General features: G+C 72.3%; 15 protein-coding genes. 12 read left to right on the top strand and 3 right to left on the bottom strand.

Annotated features, from left to right (window positions below; all coding sequences use genetic code 11):
• Positions 1–52: 52 nt before the first annotated feature.
• Entirely contained in the window at positions 53–1459 is a 1407-nt protein-coding gene (locus ACGFN2_RS23430) for a M1 family metallopeptidase (RefSeq protein WP_393363439.1), read from the top strand.
• Between the two features lie 14 nt (positions 1460–1473).
• Here ACGFN2_RS23430 and ACGFN2_RS23425 read toward each other — a convergent pair whose 3' ends face one another.
• On the bottom strand, positions 1474–2109 hold the full coding sequence (locus ACGFN2_RS23425) for a trimeric intracellular cation channel family protein (RefSeq protein WP_362608792.1): 636 nt from the start codon (positions 2107–2109) through the stop codon (positions 1474–1476).
• Positions 2110–2205: 96 nt separating this feature from the next.
• Here ACGFN2_RS23425 and ACGFN2_RS23420 point away from each other — a divergent pair, with 96 nt between their 5' ends.
• Entirely contained in the window at positions 2206–3057 is an 852-nt protein-coding gene (locus ACGFN2_RS23420) for a thioesterase family protein (RefSeq protein ID WP_362608790.1), read from the top strand.
• 67 nt (positions 3058–3124) lie between these two features.
• Here ACGFN2_RS23420 and ACGFN2_RS23415 read toward each other — a convergent pair whose 3' ends face one another.
• Positions 3125–3973, bottom strand: a complete 849-nt coding sequence (locus ACGFN2_RS23415) for an alpha/beta fold hydrolase (RefSeq protein ID WP_393363434.1) — start codon at positions 3971–3973, stop codon at positions 3125–3127.
• A gap of 217 nt (positions 3974–4190) precedes the next feature.
• Between ACGFN2_RS23415 and ACGFN2_RS23410 the strand changes: the two genes are divergently transcribed.
• The gene (locus tag ACGFN2_RS23410; protein ID WP_362608787.1) at positions 4191–5360 is read left to right on the top strand and encodes a cysteine desulfurase family protein; all 1170 of its coding nucleotides are present in this window, start codon (positions 4191–4193) and stop codon (positions 5358–5360) included.
• 72 nt (positions 5361–5432) lie between these two features.
• On the opposite strand, the gene ACGFN2_RS23405 is transcribed toward ACGFN2_RS23410, so the two are convergent.
• Positions 5433–6185, bottom strand: a complete 753-nt coding sequence (locus tag ACGFN2_RS23405) for an N-acetylmuramoyl-L-alanine amidase (RefSeq protein ID WP_362608785.1) — start codon at positions 6183–6185, stop codon at positions 5433–5435.
• A 45-nt stretch (positions 6186–6230) separates the two neighbouring features.
• Here ACGFN2_RS23405 and mnmA point away from each other — a divergent pair, with 45 nt between their 5' ends.
• The 9 genes from mnmA to ligA all read left to right on the top strand — a co-directional run bounded on the left by mnmA (position 6231) and on the right by ligA (position 17166).
• Complete coding sequence (gene mnmA / locus ACGFN2_RS23400; RefSeq protein ID WP_362608783.1) at positions 6231–7361, top strand: tRNA 2-thiouridine(34) synthase MnmA; 1131 nt, start codon at positions 6231–6233, stop codon at positions 7359–7361.
• Between the two features lie 211 nt (positions 7362–7572).
• The gene (locus tag ACGFN2_RS23395) at positions 7573–8295 is read left to right on the top strand and encodes a VC0807 family protein (RefSeq protein WP_393363597.1); all 723 of its coding nucleotides are present in this window, start codon (positions 7573–7575) and stop codon (positions 8293–8295) included.
• 383 nt (positions 8296–8678) lie between these two features.
• Positions 8679–10055, top strand: a complete 1377-nt coding sequence (gene gdhA, locus ACGFN2_RS23390) for an NADP-specific glutamate dehydrogenase (RefSeq protein ID WP_393363429.1) — start codon at positions 8679–8681, stop codon at positions 10053–10055.
• A gap of 325 nt (positions 10056–10380) precedes the next feature.
• The gene (locus ACGFN2_RS23385) at positions 10381–10923 is read left to right on the top strand and encodes a TIGR00730 family Rossman fold protein (protein WP_362608780.1); all 543 of its coding nucleotides are present in this window, start codon (positions 10381–10383) and stop codon (positions 10921–10923) included.
• 48 nt (positions 10924–10971) lie between these two features.
• On the top strand, positions 10972–11661 hold the full coding sequence (locus tag ACGFN2_RS23380; RefSeq protein WP_362608778.1) for an SDR family oxidoreductase: 690 nt from the start codon (positions 10972–10974) through the stop codon (positions 11659–11661).
• Between the two features lie 146 nt (positions 11662–11807).
• The gene (locus tag ACGFN2_RS23375) at positions 11808–12185 is read left to right on the top strand and encodes a MarR family winged helix-turn-helix transcriptional regulator (RefSeq protein ID WP_393363594.1); all 378 of its coding nucleotides are present in this window, start codon (positions 11808–11810) and stop codon (positions 12183–12185) included.
• Positions 12186–12322: 137 nt separating this feature from the next.
• Positions 12323–13732, top strand: coding sequence for an MFS transporter (locus tag ACGFN2_RS23370; RefSeq protein WP_393363425.1), 1410 nt, complete (start codon positions 12323–12325; stop codon positions 13730–13732).
• A gap of 172 nt (positions 13733–13904) precedes the next feature.
• Complete coding sequence (locus tag ACGFN2_RS23365; RefSeq protein WP_393363422.1) at positions 13905–14918, top strand: methionine synthase; 1014 nt, start codon at positions 13905–13907, stop codon at positions 14916–14918.
• Positions 14919–14949: 31 nt separating this feature from the next.
• On the top strand, positions 14950–17166 hold the full coding sequence (gene ligA / locus ACGFN2_RS23360; RefSeq protein WP_362608773.1) for an NAD-dependent DNA ligase LigA: 2217 nt from the start codon (positions 14950–14952) through the stop codon (positions 17164–17166).
• Positions 17167–17269 lie beyond the last annotated feature (103 nt).

Below are 17269 nucleotides of genomic sequence, written 5' to 3'. Positions count from 1 at the left end.
CAGAGTCGGCGCGGTTGTTCCCCATCCGCTCGTGTGTCCGAAAGGACGGCTCATGGCACTCTCCCGTTCTGCGCGTCGCACCTCCCGCTGGCTCGCCCTGGCCACCGCCGTGGCCTCGGCCGCCACCCTCGCCGCCGCCCCCGGCGCGTCCCCCGGCGCCCCCGGCGTCGGTGACCCGTACTTCCCCCGCCTGGGCAACGGCGGCTTCGACGCCCTGCACTACGACCTCGGCGTCAGCTACCACCCCAGCAGCGGCCGCCTCGACGGCCGGACGAAGCTCACGGCCAGGGCCACCCAGAACCTCACCGCCTTCGACCTCGACCTCCAGAAGCTGACCGTCGACAGCGTCCGGGTCAACGGCCGGCGGGCCCACTTCGGCAGATCCGGCGACGAGATAACCGTCCGCCCCGACTTCCCGCTGCGCCGCGGCGGGAAGTTCACCGTCACCGTCGCCTACCACGGTGTCCCCAAGCCGCTGAGCGGCCCGATCGTCTTCGGCTCCGACTACGGCTGGATGAAGACCAAGGACGGGGTGTTCGTCGCCTGCGAGCCGAACGCCGCCTCGACGTGGTTCCCCTCCAGCGACCACCCGGGCGACAAGGCGACCTACGACATCCGCATCGACGCCCCCAAGGGGCTGACCGGTGTCTCCAACGGGCGGCTGGTCGGCTCCGGGGAGCGGCACGGCCGGTCCTGGGCCCACTGGCGCGAGAAGCGTCCCATGGCGACCTACCTCGCCACCGCCACCATCGGGAAGTTCGACGTCCGCACGGGCACCACACCCGGCGGCATCCCCATCTACGTCGCCACCGACCCCACCCTGCCCACCGGCAAGGTCGACGTCTACGGCATCACCGCCGAGGCCACCGACTACTGGTCGACGGTCTTCGGGCGCTACCCCTTCGAGGAGACCGGCGCGATCGTCGACGACATGCCGCAGGCCGGCTTCTCCCTGGAGGTGCAGTCCAAGCCGGTCTACTCGGCGGTGCGCAGCGAGTCGACCATCGTCCACGAGCTGGCGCACCAGTGGTTCGGCGACTCGGTCTCCGTGAAGCGGTGGAAGAACATCTGGCTCAACGAGGGCTTCGCCACCTACGCGCAGTGGCTGTGGGCCGAGCACCGAGGCACCCGCAGCGCCCATGACACCCTTCGCGCCCAGTACGCCGGCATCCCGGCCGGCGACGCCTTCTGGAAGGTGAAGGTCGGCGATCCGCAGCGGGACACCATGTTCGACGGCGCGGTCTACGCCCGGGGCGCGATGACGCTCCAGGTCCTGCGCGAGCGGATCGGCGACACCGCGTTCTTCGAGCTGCTGCCGGCCTGGACCGCCCGGCACCGCTACGGCAACGCGGAGACCTCCCAGTTCATCGCGCTGGCCGAGAAGATCTCCGGGCGGCAGCTCGACGACCTCTTCGACACCTGGCTGAACACGGACAGCCGGCCGGCGCTGCCGGAGTAGGCCGCGCCCCTGGGTCAGCCGGCGTCCGGCCGCCCGCCCCGCGGGCGCAGCTGTTCCGGCCGCGGCAGGTGCAGTCCGAGGTAGACGGCCCCCATCCGCAGGGCGAACACCACCCCCGCCGAGACCACCGCGGCGGGGGTGGCTCCCGTGCCGAGGTGGTGCAGCAGCAGGTAGCAGCCGCCGCCGGCCAGCGCGGCGATCGCGTAGACGTCCTCGCGCAGCAGCAGCGGGGGGAACTCCCCGCACAGCACGTCGCGGATGACCTCACCGGTGACCCCGGTCAGCACCGCCAGGATGATCACGGCGAGCGGGGTGGCGTGCGCCTCGATCGCCGCGCGGGCGCCGATCACCGTGACGACGGACAGCCCGATCGCGTCGACCACCAGCAGCGATTTGTGCGGCAGCTGCCAGAACCGCAGATAGATCATGGTGCCGACGCCGACACAGATGATCACGGTGAGCAGCACCCAGTCGTGCGTCCAGTACAGCGGCTGCCGGTTGAGGATGAGATCGCGCAGCGTGCCGCCGGAGATGGACGCGGCGAAGGCGAGCACCAGGCCGCCGAACGGGTCCATGTTGGCGCGGTAGGCCGCCAGCACGCCGCTCGCGGCGAACGCGGCGACGCCGACCAGGTAGAGCACGTGAAGCATGGCGCTCATCATCGCAGGCCCGGAAGGAACTGTTCCGCCCGAGGCCGTCACAATTGACACTACCGGTCGGTAACCATCCGGTGTAGCGTGCAACCCATGGCTCTGGTGACCCCCGGCAACAGCGAGTTCGACCGCGACACGGCGGTCAGCCGCCGCGCCCCCGGCGTCTACGACGCCCATCTCTCCGCCGGCTGGACGATCATCCAGGCGGTCAACGGCGGCTACCTCCTCGCCCTCATGGGCCGCGCCCTGGGCGACGCCCTCCCGCACCCCGACCCGATGTCGGTCACCGCGCACTACCTCACCGCGTCGGTCCCCGGCCCCGCGGTCATCCGCACCGAAGTGGTCCGCACCGGCCGCACGATGTCGACCGGCACCGCCACCCTCGTCCAGTTCGCCGAGGACGGCAGCGAGGTCGAGCGGCTGCGGGTGCTCGCCGCGTACGGCGACCTCGGCGCGCTGCCCGACGAGGTCCACACCACCGCCAAGCCCCCGGCCATCCCGCCCTACGAGCACTGCCTCGGCACGGACGCGGCCCCCGACGGCCGCCCCGCGATCCCCGGCAGCACCGCCATCGCCGAGCGGCTCGCCCTCCGCCTGGACCCGGCGACCGCGGGCTGGGCCGTCGGCGCCCCCTCCGGCAAGGGCGAGATGCGCGCCTGGTTCGGCCTCGCCGACGGCCGCGAACCCGACCCGCTCTCCCTCCTGCTGACCGTCGACGCGCTGCCGCCCACCGCCTTCGAGATGGGCCTGTCCGGCTGGGTCCCCACCGTGGAACTGACCGCCCACATCCGCCACCGCCCGGCCCCCGGCCCGCTGCGGGTCGCCATCACCACCCGCAACCTCGCCGGCGGCTTCCTGGAGGAGGACGCAGAGGTCTGGGACTCCGAGGACCGACTCGTCGCCCAGTCCCGGCAGTTGGCCCGCGCGGTGCTGCTGCCGGGGTAGCGGCCCGGGGTCCGGGCCCGGCGTCCCGGATGCCGCTTCCAACGGGCCGGGCCCCGGCCTCACCCCCTCACCCCCTCAGGAACTCCCCCAGCAGTGAGGTGAGTTCGGCCGGGGCGTCCTCCTGGACCAGGTGGCCCGCGTCCTCGATGAGGCGGAGGTGGGAGCCCGGGATGCGGGCGGTCAGTTCGTGGCCCTTCGCGGGGGGAATCCAGGTGTCCTGGGCGCCCCAGCAGATCAGGGTGGGCAGGGTGAGTTCCCCGTAGCGGTCCTGGATCTCGTCGGTGAAGCGCTGGTCGTTCTGTGCGATCTGGCGGTAGAAGGCCGGGCGGCCCGCGTCCGTGCACCAGGGCTCCACCAGCCGGTCGAGGACGGCCGGGTGCAGGCCGGGGTGGCTCGCGGAGGACACGTACTCCCGTACCAGCGCGCGGTGGAGGTCCGGCGGCAGCTGCGCGAACACGTCGGGGTGGGCGCCCAGCAGCCGGTACGTGGGTGAGCCCCACGGGGCGAGCGCCACCGGGTCGACGAGGGCCAGGCGGGCGTAGCGGGCACCGTGCAGGAGATGTGCGCGCAGGGCGACACAGCCGCCGAAGTCGTGCGCGACCACGGCCGGCCGGGCCGGTGCCGTGGCCAGGCCCCAGTGCGCGAGCAGTTCCGCGAAGACGCCGGCCTGGGCGCCGAGGGAGACGTCCTGGCCCGCCCGCTGCTCGGACACGCCGTAGCCCGGCATGTCCCAGACGAACACCCGGTGCCGGGCGGCGAGGGCACGGGCGACGCCCCGCCAGACGTACGAGGAGAAGGGCGTCCCGTGCAGCAGGACCACCGCCGGCGCCTCCGGCTGCCCTTCGCCGAGCACGGTCCACCGCACCTCGTCGCCCGACGCAGTGCGGAACGTCCGGTCCAGCAGCCAGGGTGTCATGACCGTCAGGCTAGTGACTCCTTACCGACGTGTCGAGGGGTGCCGGAGAGGGCGAGAGGTGGGGCGAGGCGTTCGCGTCGCCATGGGGCGGGCGGCGGTCCGGGGTGGCCTTCGGGGCGGGCCCGCGGCGTTCCCGGCGTCGCGGGGCGCGGCGCTCCCGCGCGCTGTGGATGCGCCCCCGGAGCCCACCGCGTCAGCTCGTAGAATCGTGCGCACCATGGTTTACCTCGACCACGCCGCCACCACCCCGATGCTTCCGGAGGCGGTGCAGGCGATGACCGCCCAGCTGACCGTCACCGGCAACGCGTCCTCGCTGCACGCCGCCGGCCGGCGGGCCCGGCGTACCGTCGAGGAGGCGCGCGAGTCCCTCGCCACCTCGCTGGGCGCCCGCCCGAGCGAGATCGTCTTCACCGCGGGCGGCACCGAGGCCGACAACCTCGCGGTCAAGGGCCTCTACTGGGCGCGCCGGGCCGCCGACCCGGCCCGTACCCGCGTCCTCGCCAGCCCCGTCGAGCACCACGCGGTCCTCGACGCGGTGGAGTGGCTCGCCGAGCACGAGGGCGCCCGGGTCGAGTGGCTGCCGGTCGACAGCTACGGCCGGGTCTCCGCCGAGTCGCTGCGCACCGCCCTCGCCCGCAACCCCGCCGATGTCGCGCTCGCCACGGTCATGTGGGCCAACAACGAGATCGGCACCATCCAGCCGGTGCGGGAACTGGCCGACGCCGCCGCGGAGTTCGACGTTCCGCTGCATGCCGACGCGGTGCAGGCCTTCGGCCAGCTGGAGGTCGATTTCGGCGCCTCCGGGCTCGCCGCGATGACGGTCTCCAGCCACAAGATCGGCGGCCCGTACGGCATCGGCGCGCTGCTGCTGGGCCGCGAGTACGCCCCGGTACCGGTGCTGCACGGCGGCGGCCAGGAACGGCACGTCCGCTCCGGCACCCTCGACACCCCGGCCGTCGCCGCCTTCGCCGCCGCCGGCCGCCACGCCGTCGCACACCGCGCGGACTTCGCCCGTGACATCGGCGCGCTCCGCGACGACCTGGTCAAGGCCGTCCGCGCCGCCGCCCCGGACGCCGTCCTCGGCGGCGACCCGGACCCCGCGGGCCGGCTCCCCGCCAACGCCCACTTCTCCTTCCCCGGCTGCGAGGGCGATTCCCTCCTGCTCCTCCTGGACGCCCAGGGCATCGCCTGCTCCACGGGCTCCGCCTGCACCGCCGGCGTCGCCCAGCCCAGCCATGTCCTGCTGGCCACCGGCATGTCCCCGGAGCTGGCCCGGGGCACCCTGAGGTTCTCCCTGGGGCACACCTCCACCGCGGAGGACGTGGCGGCCCTGGCCGAGGCCATCGGCCCGGTCGTCGGGCGGGCACGGAGCGCGGGCCTGAGCTAGAGGCCGAGCCAGGGCCCTGAGCCAGGGCCTGCCCGGCGGATCAGGCCCGAGGCCTCCGTCCGGCCGCAGACCTCACGGCTTCGGCGGCGCTGACCTGCCCTTTCCCGCCCGTTCGGGCTTGCGCAGTTCGGCCCGTACGAGCCGCAGATAGCGGTCCCAGTCCCAGTGCGGCCCCGGGTCGGTGTGGTCCGTCCCCGGCACCTCCACATGCCCCACGATGTGCTCCCGGTCGGCCGGGAAGCCGTAGCGCCGGCAGATCCCGGCCGTCAGCCGCGCCGACGACGCGTACATGGCGGCCGTGAACGACGCCGGCCGGTCCACGAAGCCCTCGTGCTCGATGCCCACGCTCCGCTCGTTGTAGCCGCGGTTGCCCGCGTGGAAGGCCACGTCCAGCTCGCGGACCAGCTGGGCGACATGCCCGTCCTTACGGACGACGTAGTGCGCGCCGGCCTCGTGCAGCGGGTCCTGGAAGACGTCCAGCGCGGTCGCGTAGCTGCCCTGGACGACATGGATGACCACCCGGTCGATCACGTAGTCCGCCGGCCGGTCCGCCCACCGGAAGTTCGCCGGGGACGCCGCCACCCACTGCGCGCCCCGGTGGTCCACCGCACCGGGCGTACGCGGCTTCTCGTTCCCCGGCAGCCGCCACCACCACTGGGCCAGCACCTCGCGCCCGGCGAACGCCGCGGCCCCGGCGGCCACCGCCCCGCCGCCCCCGATCCACAACGCCTTGCGCCGTGTGATCCCGGGCGGGGCCTCCTGGCCGCCGCCTTCGCCCCGGCCTCCGGCCTGCGCTTCCCCGTCCCTCTTCCCCATGCGCTGCATAACGCTTTCGGCCCCGTCCGTGGTTCCGTCTACCCTGGACTCGCTATGACTGATGACGCCCCCCGCCGCCTTCGCGTGCTCGCCGCCATGTCCGGCGGAGTCGACTCCGCCGTTGCCGCCGCCCGTGCCGCCGAGGCCGGCCATGACGTGACGGGCGTGCATCTGGCGCTCTCCGAGAACCCGAAATCGTTCCGCACCGGCGCCCGCGGCTGCTGCACGATCGAGGACTCCCACGACGCCCGCCGCGCCGCCGACGTCATCGGCATCCCCTTCTACGTCTGGGACCTCGCCGAACGCTTCCGTGCGGACGTCGTCGAGGACTTCTTCGCGGAGTACGAGGCCGGGCGCACCCCGAACCCCTGCCTGCGCTGCAACGAGAAGATCAAGTTCGCCGCGCTGCTGGACAAGGCCCTGGCCCTGGGCTTCGACGCGGTGTGCACGGGCCACTACGCCACGGTCGTGCTGCGCGAGGACGGCGCCCGCGAGCTGCACCGCGCCTCCGACATGGCCAAGGACCAGTCGTACGTCCTCGGCGTCCTCGACGACCGCCAGCTCGCGCACGCCATGTTCCCGCTCGGCGACACCCTCACCACCAAGGCGGAGATCCGCGAAGAGGCCGCCCGCCGCGGCCTGTTCGTCGCCAAGAAGCCGGACAGCCATGACATCTGCTTCATCGCCGACGGCGACACCCAGGGCTTCCTCGCCAAGCGGCTCGGCACGGCCCCCGGCGACATCGTCGACGAGTCCGGCACGGTCCTGGGCACCCACGAGGGCGCGTACGGCTTCACCATCGGCCAGCGCAAGGGCCTGCGCATCGGCCACCCGGCCGCCGACGGCAAGCCGCGCTACGTCCTCGACATCTCCCCGGTCGACAACACCGTCACGGTCGGCCCCGCCGACGCCCTCGACGTCACGGCCCTGACCGCGATCCGCCCCCGCTGGTGCGGCCGCCCCCCGACGGCCGGCCCCGCGACGTACACGGCCCAGCTCCGCGCCCACGGCGGCGAGACCGAGGTCACCGCCGAGCTGACCGCCGACGCCGAACTCCGGGTCTCCTTCACCGAGCCGGTCCGCGGCGTGGCCCCCGGCCAGGCGGTTGTCCTCTACGACGGCACCCGCGTGGTCGGCTCGGCCACCATCGCCACCACGGAACGAGCGGCGCGCGCGCAGGCGTAGGGCGCCTCTTCCGGACCTCCGCGGGAGCGGGGGGCCGGGGCGTGACGCTTCGTGCGTCCCGCAGATCTGACAAATGTCATGGCGAGCCCGGGACACCTGGAACTGTCGCCTGCCACGGCTGTGCACAAAGCTGAATGCCTCGCAGCAAGCAGCAGTTCACAGCGAAGTGGGGGAGTACGCCGTGCGCCGGAACCAGTCCGTGGCCGAGCCCGTGTCCGAGGGGGAGCGCAGCAGTCCGCTGGCGAGCTTCGTGCCGCTGATCGTGGACGCGGGGGTTCCGGTGGTCTCGTACTACCTCCTCCGCGACGGCTTCGGCCTCGGCACGGTGGCCGCGCTGGGCTGGAGCAGTGTGGTGCCGGCGCTGCGGACGGTGTGGAGCCTGGTCACCAGCCGCCGCGTCAACGGCCTCGCCCTGCTGATCCTGATCGTCAACGCGGTGGGCCTGGCGCTCAGCACGGTGGCCGGCGACCCGCGGCTGATGCTGGCCAAGGACAGCGGGGTGAGCAGTGTGGTCGGGATCGTGGTCCTGCTCTCCGTGCGGGCGAAGCGGCCTCTGATGACCGCGGGGCTCAAGCCGTGGGTCACCAAGGGGAGCGCGGCCGGCGAGGCCGCCTGGGACCGGCTGCGGGCGGGCTCGGACCGGTTCCGGCGGGCCGAGCTGCGGTTCTCGGTGATCTGGGGGACGGCGCTGCTGGCCGAGTGCGTGCTCCGGGTCATCGGCGCCTACACCGTGCCGGTGGACACCATGGTCTGGCTGGGCACCGTGCTGATGGCGGTGGCCATCCTGGCGGCGATGGTCATCGCCGGGGGCAGCTGCGCCGACCCGATGCGGAGGATGGTCGAGGTCGAGGCCGAGGCCGAGGCCGCTGACGGGGCCGGCGCGGACACGGGGAGGGGTGTGCGTGCCGCCGCGGCGGCCGGGGCGGAGAGCTGAGGGCCGGGCCGGGGGCACGGTGGGGCGTTCGGGGCGCATGGGACGGGCCAAGACCGCAGGTCAACTGTGAGGTCCCGCACAGCCGGCGGGGCGGGAGACCGGGGCGCGGCGGCCGTCACCGGTGCGCTGACCTGCGGGCATGGGGCGGGCGAGGCCGCGCCGGAGGAGTCGGACGTTTGCGTACGGGGGCGACGTGTCGCATATCCCACAGTCGATCGGCGGGGTGCCGCCAAATAAGGTCGGGAAAGCGACGGGACGTCAGCGGACACCCCGGCGAGAAATGGTGACGATAAGGACTCGCAAGGAGTTGTAGACCTTGTGAGGACTCGTCAGGGTCCGGACCGCAGGCGGCCTTTCCGCGGCCACGAAAGGGAACGGAAGTCATGTCGACTGTTCAATCTCAGGTCAAGCCCGGCGTTCATTCCGCCGGGCCGGCATCCCTGTACGCCGAGCTGGTCCGGCGGAATCCCGGGGAGCCCGAGTTCCACCAGGCGGCACTTGAGGTGCTGGAGACGCTGGCCCCGGTGCTGGCGGCCCGCCCGGAGTTCGCCGAGGCCAAGATCCTGGAACGGATCTGCGAGCCGGAACGGCAGATCATGTTCCGGGTCCCCTGGCAGGACGATTCCGGGGCGATTCACGTCAACCGCGGTTTCCGGGTGGAATTCAACAGTGCGCTCGGTCCGTACAAGGGCGGTCTGCGTTTCCACTCGTCCGTGAATCTGGGGATCGTCAAGTTCCTCGGCTTCGAACAAATCTTCAAGAATTCCCTTACCGGCCTCAGCATCGGTGGCGGTAAGGGCGGCAGCGATTTCGACCCGCACGGCAAGTCGGACGCCGAAGTCATGCGATTCTGCCAGTCGTTCATGACGGAGCTCCACCGTCATCTCGGCGAGCACACGGACGTACCGGCCGGCGATATCGGCGTCGGCGGCCGCGAGATCGGCTATCTCTTCGGCCAGTACCGGCGGATCACCAATCGCTGGGAGGCCGGTGTCCTCACCGGCAAGGGGCTGGCCTGGGGCGGCTCCAAGGCCCGTACGGAGGCCACCGGTTACGGCAACGTCCTCTTCACCGAGGAGATGCTCAAGCAGCGCGGCGAGGAGCTGGACGGGCAGCAGGTGGTGGTCTCCGGGTCCGGCAATGTCGCGATCTACACCATCGAGAAGGCGCAGGCGCTCGGCGCCAACGTGCTGACCTGCTCGGACTCCGGCGGCTATGTCGTCGACGAGAAGGGCATCGACCTGGCCCTGCTGCGGCAGATCAAGGAGGTCGAGCGCGGCCGGATCAGCGCGTACGCCGAGCGGCGCGGGGTGTCGGCCACCTATGTGCCCGGCGGGCGGGTGTGGGACGTCGCCTGCGACGTGGCGCTGCCGTCGGCGACCCAGAACGAGCTGGACGTGGACGCCGCCCGCATTCTGGTCCGCAACGGCGTCAAGGCGGTCTCCGAGGGCGCCAACATGCCGACCACGCCGGAGGCGGTGACGCTCCTCAAGTCGGCCGGTGTGGCCTTCGGCCCCGGTAAGGCCGCCAACGCGGGCGGCGTGGCCACCAGCGCGCTGGAGATGCGGCAGAACTCCTCGCGTGAGTCCTGGGCCTTCGAACGCACGGAGGGCGAGCTGGCGGCCATCATGCGCGGCATCCACCACCGCTGCTACGAGACCGCGGAGCGCTTCGGGCTGCCGGGCGACTACGTCGCCGGCGCCAACATCGCCGGCTTCGAGCGGGTCGCGGACGCGATGCTGGATCAGGGGTTGATCTGACCTTGCCGGGGCGGGGCGCGGCTCTCCCGCCGGCGTCGGGTACGGCTCCCCCCCCCACCCCCGAACCCACCCCCGCCCCCTCCCCCGAAGGGGGAGGAGGGGGAGGGGGCGGGGGAGAGTGCTGCGGTGCCTTTGCCCAGAGCTTCGGCCCGGCCCCAGCGCGGCCCATCCCGGCCCCGGCCCGGCCCGTCCCGGCGCCAGCCCGTCCCGGCTCATCCCCGCCTGGCCCGCCCCGCCCCGCCCCGGCGCCACCTCGGCCCGGTCCGCCCCGCCCCCGCCCCCGGTCCCGCCCACCCCACCCCCACCCGCTCGTAAAGTGGCCGGCATGAATATCTGCGTCTTCTGCTCCGCCGCCGATCTCGACGACCGTTATGTCACCCCTGCCCGTGAGTTCGCCGAGCTGATCGGCCGGGGCGGGCATGCGCTGGTCTGGGGCGGTTCGGACACCGGCCTGATGAAGGTCATGGCCGACGGGGTGCAGGAGGCCGGCGGAAAGCTGATCGGCGTCTCTGTGGAGTTCCTGGCGCACAAGGTGCGTGAGGGCGCCGATGAGATGGTCGTCACCAAGGACCTTGCCGAGCGGAAGGCGCAGATGCTGGTGCGCGCCGACGCCGTCGTCATCATGGTCGGCGGTACGGGCACCCTGGACGAGGCCACCGAGATCCTGGAGCTGCGCAAGCACGGGATGCACAGCAAGCCGGTGGTGCTGCTCAACACCGCTGGTTTCTATGACGGGTTGCACCAGCAGTTCGAGCGGATGGAGGCGGAGGGCTTTCTGCCGCTTCCGCTCACCGAGCTGGTCTTCTTCGCGGCGGACGGCGTCGGTGCGCTGGCCTATCTGGAGGAGACGGCGGGCATCCGGTCCTGAGCCGCCGCCCCCGCGTATCCGGCCGTCCCGCTCGTTAGGATCGGCCCCATGGGTACGCATTTGATCACGGGCGCAGGGTCGGGCATCGGAGCGGCGGTCGCACGGCGGCTCGCGGACCGCGGGGAGGACCTGTGGCTGCTGGCGCGCAACGCGGTCCGGGCGAAGGAGCTGGCCGCGCAGTTCCCCGGCGCCCGCACGCTCGTGGGTGATCTCGCCAACCCCGAGAAGCTGTCCTGGGCCTTCGGGCAGCAGCCGCTGCCGGACCGGATCGACTCCCTCGTGCACAGCGCGGGCGTGATCGAGCTGGGCACGGTCGCCGATCTGCCGGCCAAGTCCTGGCAGCGGCAGCTCGCCGCCAACCTGGTCGCGCCCGCCGAGCTCACCCGGCTGCTGCTGCCGCTGGTGCGGGTCGCCGAGGGCCATGTCGTCTTCGTGAACTCCGGTGCCGGGCTGAGCGCACGGGCCCAGTGGGGCGCGTACGCGGCGACCAAGCACGGCCTGAAGGCGCTGGCCGACGCGCTGCGGGCGGAGGAGCACGACAACGGCGTGCGGGTGACCTCGGTCTATCCGGGACGTACCGCCACCCCGATGCAGGAGAGCACCCACCAGCAGGAGGGCAGGGAGTACGACGCGTCCCGCTGGATCGACCCGGAGTCGGTCGCGACGGCCATCCTCACGGCCATCGACCTGCCGCGGGACGCGGAGATCAACGATGTGTCGGTGCGCCCCGGACGCTGACGTTCCGGGCCGCCGCAGGGGCGGTTGTCCCCGCTCCCGTAAGCGCTCGGCTGCTTTCCGTCGTGGCGACGTACGCTTCATGAGTGACCAGAGAAGCGAAGTCGACCGCGGCGGCGGGGTGCGGGTTCCGGGAGATCCGGGGGCTGGTGACGGAGCTGAGCCGTCAGCTCGATGCGCATCAGCGCGGCCGGATCGCCGAGCTCGATCTGACGCCGACGCAGGCCAAGGCGCTGGAGGAGCTCGGCGAGCCGAAGACGGCGCGGGAGCTGGCCGCGGTGCTGTGCTGCGAGCCGCCGAATGTCACCTACGTCATCTCCAAACTGGAGAAGCAGGGCATGGTCGTGCGCCGGCCGCACCCTCTGGACGGGCGGGCCAAGCAGCTCGTCCTCACCGAGGAGGGGCGGGAGTTGCGGCTCGATCTGCTGCGGCGGATGGGCACCGCCTCGCCGCTCGACCATCTTTCGCACGACGAGCGGGCCGCGCTCCGCGCCGACCTGCTGAAGGCGCTGGGGCGGGGCGACTGACCGCTCACGGGAGCAACACCCCGCCGGGGCCCCGGGATGCACACCGCGTCCCGGGGTCCCGGCGCTTTCGTATGCGTTCAGTAAAGTTATAGCTGTAACTATTGCTGCCCGCGATAGCTACAGCTTTAACTAAATCCATGATCACTGAGAAGAGCGCGTCGCGTACGCCGGTGCGCGAGTCCGGGGCCAACGAGGCAGGCAGAGCAGGCAGGGAAGGCGTCCAACTCCTGGTCCTGGCCCTCGGGTTCGTGATGGCCAGCCTGGACACCGGCATCATGAACGTCGCCGCGAGCGATCTGCGGGTCCGGCTCGGGCTGACGATGTCCGGCCTCACCTGGGTCGTCGAGGGCTATGTCCTCGCCTTCGCCGCGCTGCTGCTGCTCGCCGGCTCGCTGGCGCAGCGGTTCGGGGCCCGCCGGATCTACCTCGTCGGGCTCGCCGTGTTCACCGCGGCGTCCCTGCTGGGCGCCGTCGCACCGAACGGCGGCGTCCTCGTGGCGGCCCGCTTCGTCCAGGGGGCGGGCGCGGCGCTCTTCATGCCCAGTTCGCTGTCGCTGCTGATGAACGCCTTCCCCGAACCGGCGCGCCGGGCGAAGATCCTCGGCATCTGGTCGGCGGTCGTCTCCACCTCCGTAGGGCTGGCACCGACCCTCGGCGGCCTCCTGGTCGGCACGCTCGGCTGGCGCAGCATCTTCCTCGTCAACCTCCCCCTCGGCCTCGCCGGGTTGCTGCTGACCCGGCGGGTCGTCGCACGGGTACCGGCCCGCGGCACGGCGCTCGGCGGCACCGGCCACGTCCTGGGCCTGCTGGCTCTCGGGGCGCTGAGCTACGCGCTCATCGAGGGGCCCGGCAGGGGCTGGTCCGCGCCGCCCGTCCTGGGGGCGTCGGCGGTCGCGGCGGTCGCGCTGGCCGGCTTCCTCGTCCGGGAGCGGGCCTCCCGTACCCCGGTCCTCCCGGGTGCGCTCTTCGGGGACCGCGCCTTCGCCGCCGCCAACGTGGTCGGCTTTCTCTTCAACTTCGCCTTCTACGGCGCGCTGTTCGTCCTGGGGCTCTTCCTCCAGTCCGCGCGCGGGGCGGGTCCGGTGACCGCGGGGCTCCAGATGCTGCCGGCCGTTCTGGTCATCCCGTTCGGCAACATGCTCTACGCCCGGTTCGGGCCGCGGGTCGGCGACCGGACCGCGCTCACGGCCGCTCTGGCGCTCTCCGCAGCGGGCTACGCCGCGCTGTTCCTGACGCTCGCCCCCGGGCTGCCGTACGGGGTGCTCGCGCTGGTGCTGGCGGTCGCCCACCTCGGCAGCGGGGTCAGCTCCCCGGCGATGACCGGCGTCCTGATGGCGACCGCGGGCCGGGAGCACGCCGACATCGGCAGCGCGACCCTCAACGCCAACCGCCAGATCGGCTCCCTGGTGGGCATCGCCGGCATGGGGGCGGTCCTGACGGGCGCGGGCGGCGGCCACCAGGGTGCGGCCTGGGCCTTCGCCCTGGCGGCGGGCGCACTGGCCCTCGCGGCGGTGGCCGGCCGGGTGGGCATACGCACCCGGGCGTGAGGGGTGTCCACGGCCGGCGTGCGGGACGTACCCGGGCGGAAGGGGCGGGGCGTACGCACCGGAGCGTGGCCGCCGTACGCATCCCGGCGGGGCGGACCACGGCGCCACGGGCCGTCCCGCGCCCGCCCACCTGCCGCACCCCGCTCCGCGCACCGGCGCATACCCTTCCTGGGTGAGCGAGAACAGCACGCAGAAGTGGACCGCGGGCGCCGCGACCGGGATCGGATCGATGCCGGGCGGTGACGCGCGGGAGGCGGCCAAAACTGTCACCGGATCACTGGAGGCCTTCCCGTATCTGCCGGAACTGCCGGCCCGGGGTCCAGGGGCCGACATGATCGGCCGGACCCTCGGGATGCTGGTCGAGGTCTACGGCCATGTGGAGCCCAGTGGCTGGCGGATCAGCGACCGGCCGGGCCGGGACACCCGGCGGGCCCACTCCTGGCTGGGGGAGGACCTCGACGCCCTGGAGGAGTTCACCCAGGGGTACGAGGGCGCGCTGAAGGTCTCTGCGGTCGGCCCGTGGACCCTGGCCACCGCCCTGGAGCTGCGCAACGGCGAGGCGGCCCTCTCGGACCCCGGCGCCTGCCGGGACCTCGCGGCGTCGCTGATGGAGGGGCTGCGCGGCCACCTCGCGGACGTACGGCGGCGGGTCCCGGGCGCCCGGGTCGTGCTGCAGCTCGACGAACCGTCGTTGACGGCGGTGCTCCAGGGGCGGGTGAAGTCGGCGAGCGGCTACCGCACCCACCGTGCGGTGGACCGGGCCGTCGTGGAGGGCGCGCTGCGCGACCTCGTCGGGGTGGCGGAGGGCGGTCCCGTGGTCGTCCACTCGTGCGCGCCCGAGGTGCCCTTCGGGCTGCTGCGGCGGGCCGGTGTCACGGGCGTCTCGTTCGATTTCTCCCTGCTCACCGAGCGTGAGGAGGAGGCGATCGGGGAGGCCGTCGAGGGCGGTACCACGCTGTTCGCGGGCGTGGTGCCGGGCGTGGACAGCCGATTGTCAGACCCTGCCGGTAGCGTCATGGGTGTCAGGACGCTGTGGCGCAGGCTGGGGCTGGCGCCGGGGACTCTCAGCGAGTCCGTGGTCATCACTCCGTCGTGCGGACTGGCGGGCGCTTCGCCCGCTTATGCCCGCTCTGCTCTCGCCCACTGCGTCCGGGCGGCGAGATCACTCGCAGACAACCCTGAGTGACCGCACTCAAGGACCACGGGAGGACAAGACGGTGGCTGGCGAACAGCACGCAGCGCAATCCACGGTGCCCGCCGCGGCGCGGGAGGAGCACGCGCAGCTCGCTGAGCAGATCGAGGAGCACCGCTTCCGGTATTACGTGAAGGACTCCCCGGTCGTCAGCGACGCGGAGTTCGACCGGCTGCTGCGCTCCCTGGAGGCCCTGGAGAACGAGCACCCCGAGCTGCGCACCCCCGACTCCCCGACCCAGAAGGTCGCCGGGGCCTACGCCACGGAGTTCACCGAGGTCGCGCACCGCGAACGGATGCTCTCGCTCGACAACGCCTTCGACAACGAGGAGTTGGCGGCCTGGGCCGAGCGGATCGCCGGCGAGCTGGGCGGCGACCCCAAGAGCGCGGGCTACCACTTCCTGTGCGAGCTGAAGGTCGACGGCCTCGCCGTCAACCTCACCTACGAGCAGGGCCGGCTGACCCGGGCCGCCACCCGCGGCGACGGCCGTACGGGCGAGGACATCACCCCCAACGTCCGGACGATCGCCGAGATCCCGCACCGCCTGAAGGGCGACACGATCCCGGATCTGGTCGAGGTGCGCGGGGAGGTCTTCTTCCCGATGGAGAAGTTCCTCGCGCTCAACGAGCGGCTGGTGGCAGACGGCAAACCGCCGTTCGCCAACCCCCGTAACGCCGCGGCCGGTTCGCTGCGCCAGAAGGACCCCAAGATCACCGCGAGCCGCCCGCTGCACATGGTCGTCCATGGCATCGGCGCCCGCGACGGCCTGGAGATCGACCGGCTGTCGGAGGCCTACGACCTGCTCAAGGAGTGGGGCCTGCCGACGGCCACGCACAACCGGGTCGTCGACTCCCTGGAGGCCGTACGGGAGTTCATCGGCCACTACGGCGACGCCGACACCCGCCGCACGGCCGTCGAGCACGAGATCGACGGCGTGGTCGTCAAGCTGGACGAGATCCGGCTCCAGGGTCGGCTGGGCTCGACCTCGCGCGCGCCGCGCTGGGCGATCGCCTGGAAGTACCCGCCCGAGGAGGTCAACACCAAGCTGGTCGACATCCGCGTCGGCGTCGGCCGTACGGGCCGGGTCACGCCGTACGCCGTGGTCGAGCCGGTGACGGTGGCGGGCTCCGAGGTGGAGTTCGCGACCCTGCACAACCAGGACGTGGTCAAGGCCAAGGGCGTGTTCATCGGCGACACCGTCGTGATCCGCAAGGCCGGCGACGTCATCCCGGAGATCCTCGGCCCGGTCGTCGACCTGCGGGACGGCAGCGAGCGGGAGTTCGTGATGCCGGCCGAGTGCCCCGAGTGCGGGACGGCGCTGCAGCCCGCCAAGGAGGGCGATATCGATCTGCGCTGCCCCAACGCCCGCGCCTGCCCCGCCCAGATCCGTGAGCGGCTGTTCTACCTGGCCGGCCGCAAGTGTCTGGACATCGAGAACTTCGGCTACGTCGCGGCGACGGCACTCAGCCAGCCGCTGGAGCCCGCCGAGCCGCCGCTGAAGGATGAAGGGGACCTTTTCGGCCTTTCCATCGAGCAGCTGCTGCCGATCAAGTCGTATGTCCTCGACCCGGATTCCGGTCTGCCCAAGCGCGACCCGAAGACGGGCGAGGAGAAGGTCGTCACCTTCTTCGCCAACCAGAAGGGCGAGCCGAAGAAGAACGCCCTGGCCATGCTGGAACACATCGAGGCGGCCAAGCAGCGCCCGCTGGCCAGGATCATCACCGGTCTGTCGATCCGCCATGTGGGCCCGGTGGCGGCCGAGGCGCTGGCGCGCGAGTTCCGCTCCCTCGACCGCATCCGGGACGCCGAGGAGGCCGAGCTGGCCGCCGTGGACGGCGTCGGGCCCACCATCGCGGCCTCGCTGAAGCAGTGGTTCGCCGTGGACTGGCACCGGCAGATCATCGAGTCCTGGCGGGCCGCGGGTGTCCGAATGGAGGCGGAGCAAACGGGTGACGAGGGCCCACGTCCGCTGGAAGGCGTCACCGTCGTCGTAACGGGCACACTTCAGTCACACACCAGAGATGGCGCGAAAGAGGCCCTCCAGAACCTCGGAGCGAAGGTGACCGGTTCCGTTTCGAAGAAGACCGGATTCGTGGTGGTGGGCGACAACCCTGGTTCGAAGTACGACAAGGCCATGCAGTTGAAGGTCCCCGTGCTGGACGATGATGGCTTCGCGGTGCTGCTGGAGCAGGGTCCTGACGCAGCGCGAGCGGTAGCTGTCACTCCACCTGAGGAGGAGTGAGGTGTCACCTCATCGGCGCATACCAGATTGATCCGCGACGCCGGGTCGCATTCGGGCAACCGTCATCGATCGCTGCCCGTCGCGGCCTTCCGCGGCCTACTGT

The sequence above is a fragment of the Streptomyces sp. NPDC048612 genome, from assembly GCF_043199295.1.
Classification (GTDB): Bacteria; Actinomycetota; Actinomycetes; order Streptomycetales; family Streptomycetaceae; genus Streptomyces.
Note: the sequence above shows the minus strand (reverse complement) of the source record. Positions and strands in the feature narration are given on the sequence as shown.

Bases quoted from the DNA above. Each gene is read 5' to 3' on its own strand.
- ACGFN2_RS23430 (WP_393363439.1), top strand. From the start codon at position 53: ATGGCACTCTCCCGTTCTGCGCGTCGCACCTCCCGCTGGCTCGCCCTG.
- ACGFN2_RS23425 (WP_362608792.1), bottom strand. From the start codon at position 2,109: ATGCTTCACGTGCTCTACCTGGTCGGCGTCGCCGCGTTCGCCGCGAGC.
- ACGFN2_RS23420 (WP_362608790.1), top strand. From the start codon at position 2,206: ATGGCTCTGGTGACCCCCGGCAACAGCGAGTTCGACCGCGACACGGCG.
- ACGFN2_RS23415 (WP_393363434.1), bottom strand. From the start codon at position 3,973: ATGACACCCTGGCTGCTGGACCGGACGTTCCGCACTGCGTCGGGCGAC.
- ACGFN2_RS23410 (WP_362608787.1), top strand. From the start codon at position 4,191: ATGGTTTACCTCGACCACGCCGCCACCACCCCGATGCTTCCGGAGGCG.
- ACGFN2_RS23405 (WP_362608785.1), bottom strand. From the start codon at position 6,185: ATGCAGCGCATGGGGAAGAGGGACGGGGAAGCGCAGGCCGGAGGCCGG.
- mnmA (WP_362608783.1), top strand. From the start codon at position 6,231: ATGACTGATGACGCCCCCCGCCGCCTTCGCGTGCTCGCCGCCATGTCC.
- gdhA (WP_393363429.1), top strand. From the start codon at position 8,679: ATGTCGACTGTTCAATCTCAGGTCAAGCCCGGCGTTCATTCCGCCGGG.
- ACGFN2_RS23385 (WP_362608780.1), top strand. From the start codon at position 10,381: ATGAATATCTGCGTCTTCTGCTCCGCCGCCGATCTCGACGACCGTTAT.
- ACGFN2_RS23380 (WP_362608778.1), top strand. From the start codon at position 10,972: ATGGGTACGCATTTGATCACGGGCGCAGGGTCGGGCATCGGAGCGGCG.
- ACGFN2_RS23370 (WP_393363425.1), top strand. From the start codon at position 12,323: ATGATCACTGAGAAGAGCGCGTCGCGTACGCCGGTGCGCGAGTCCGGG.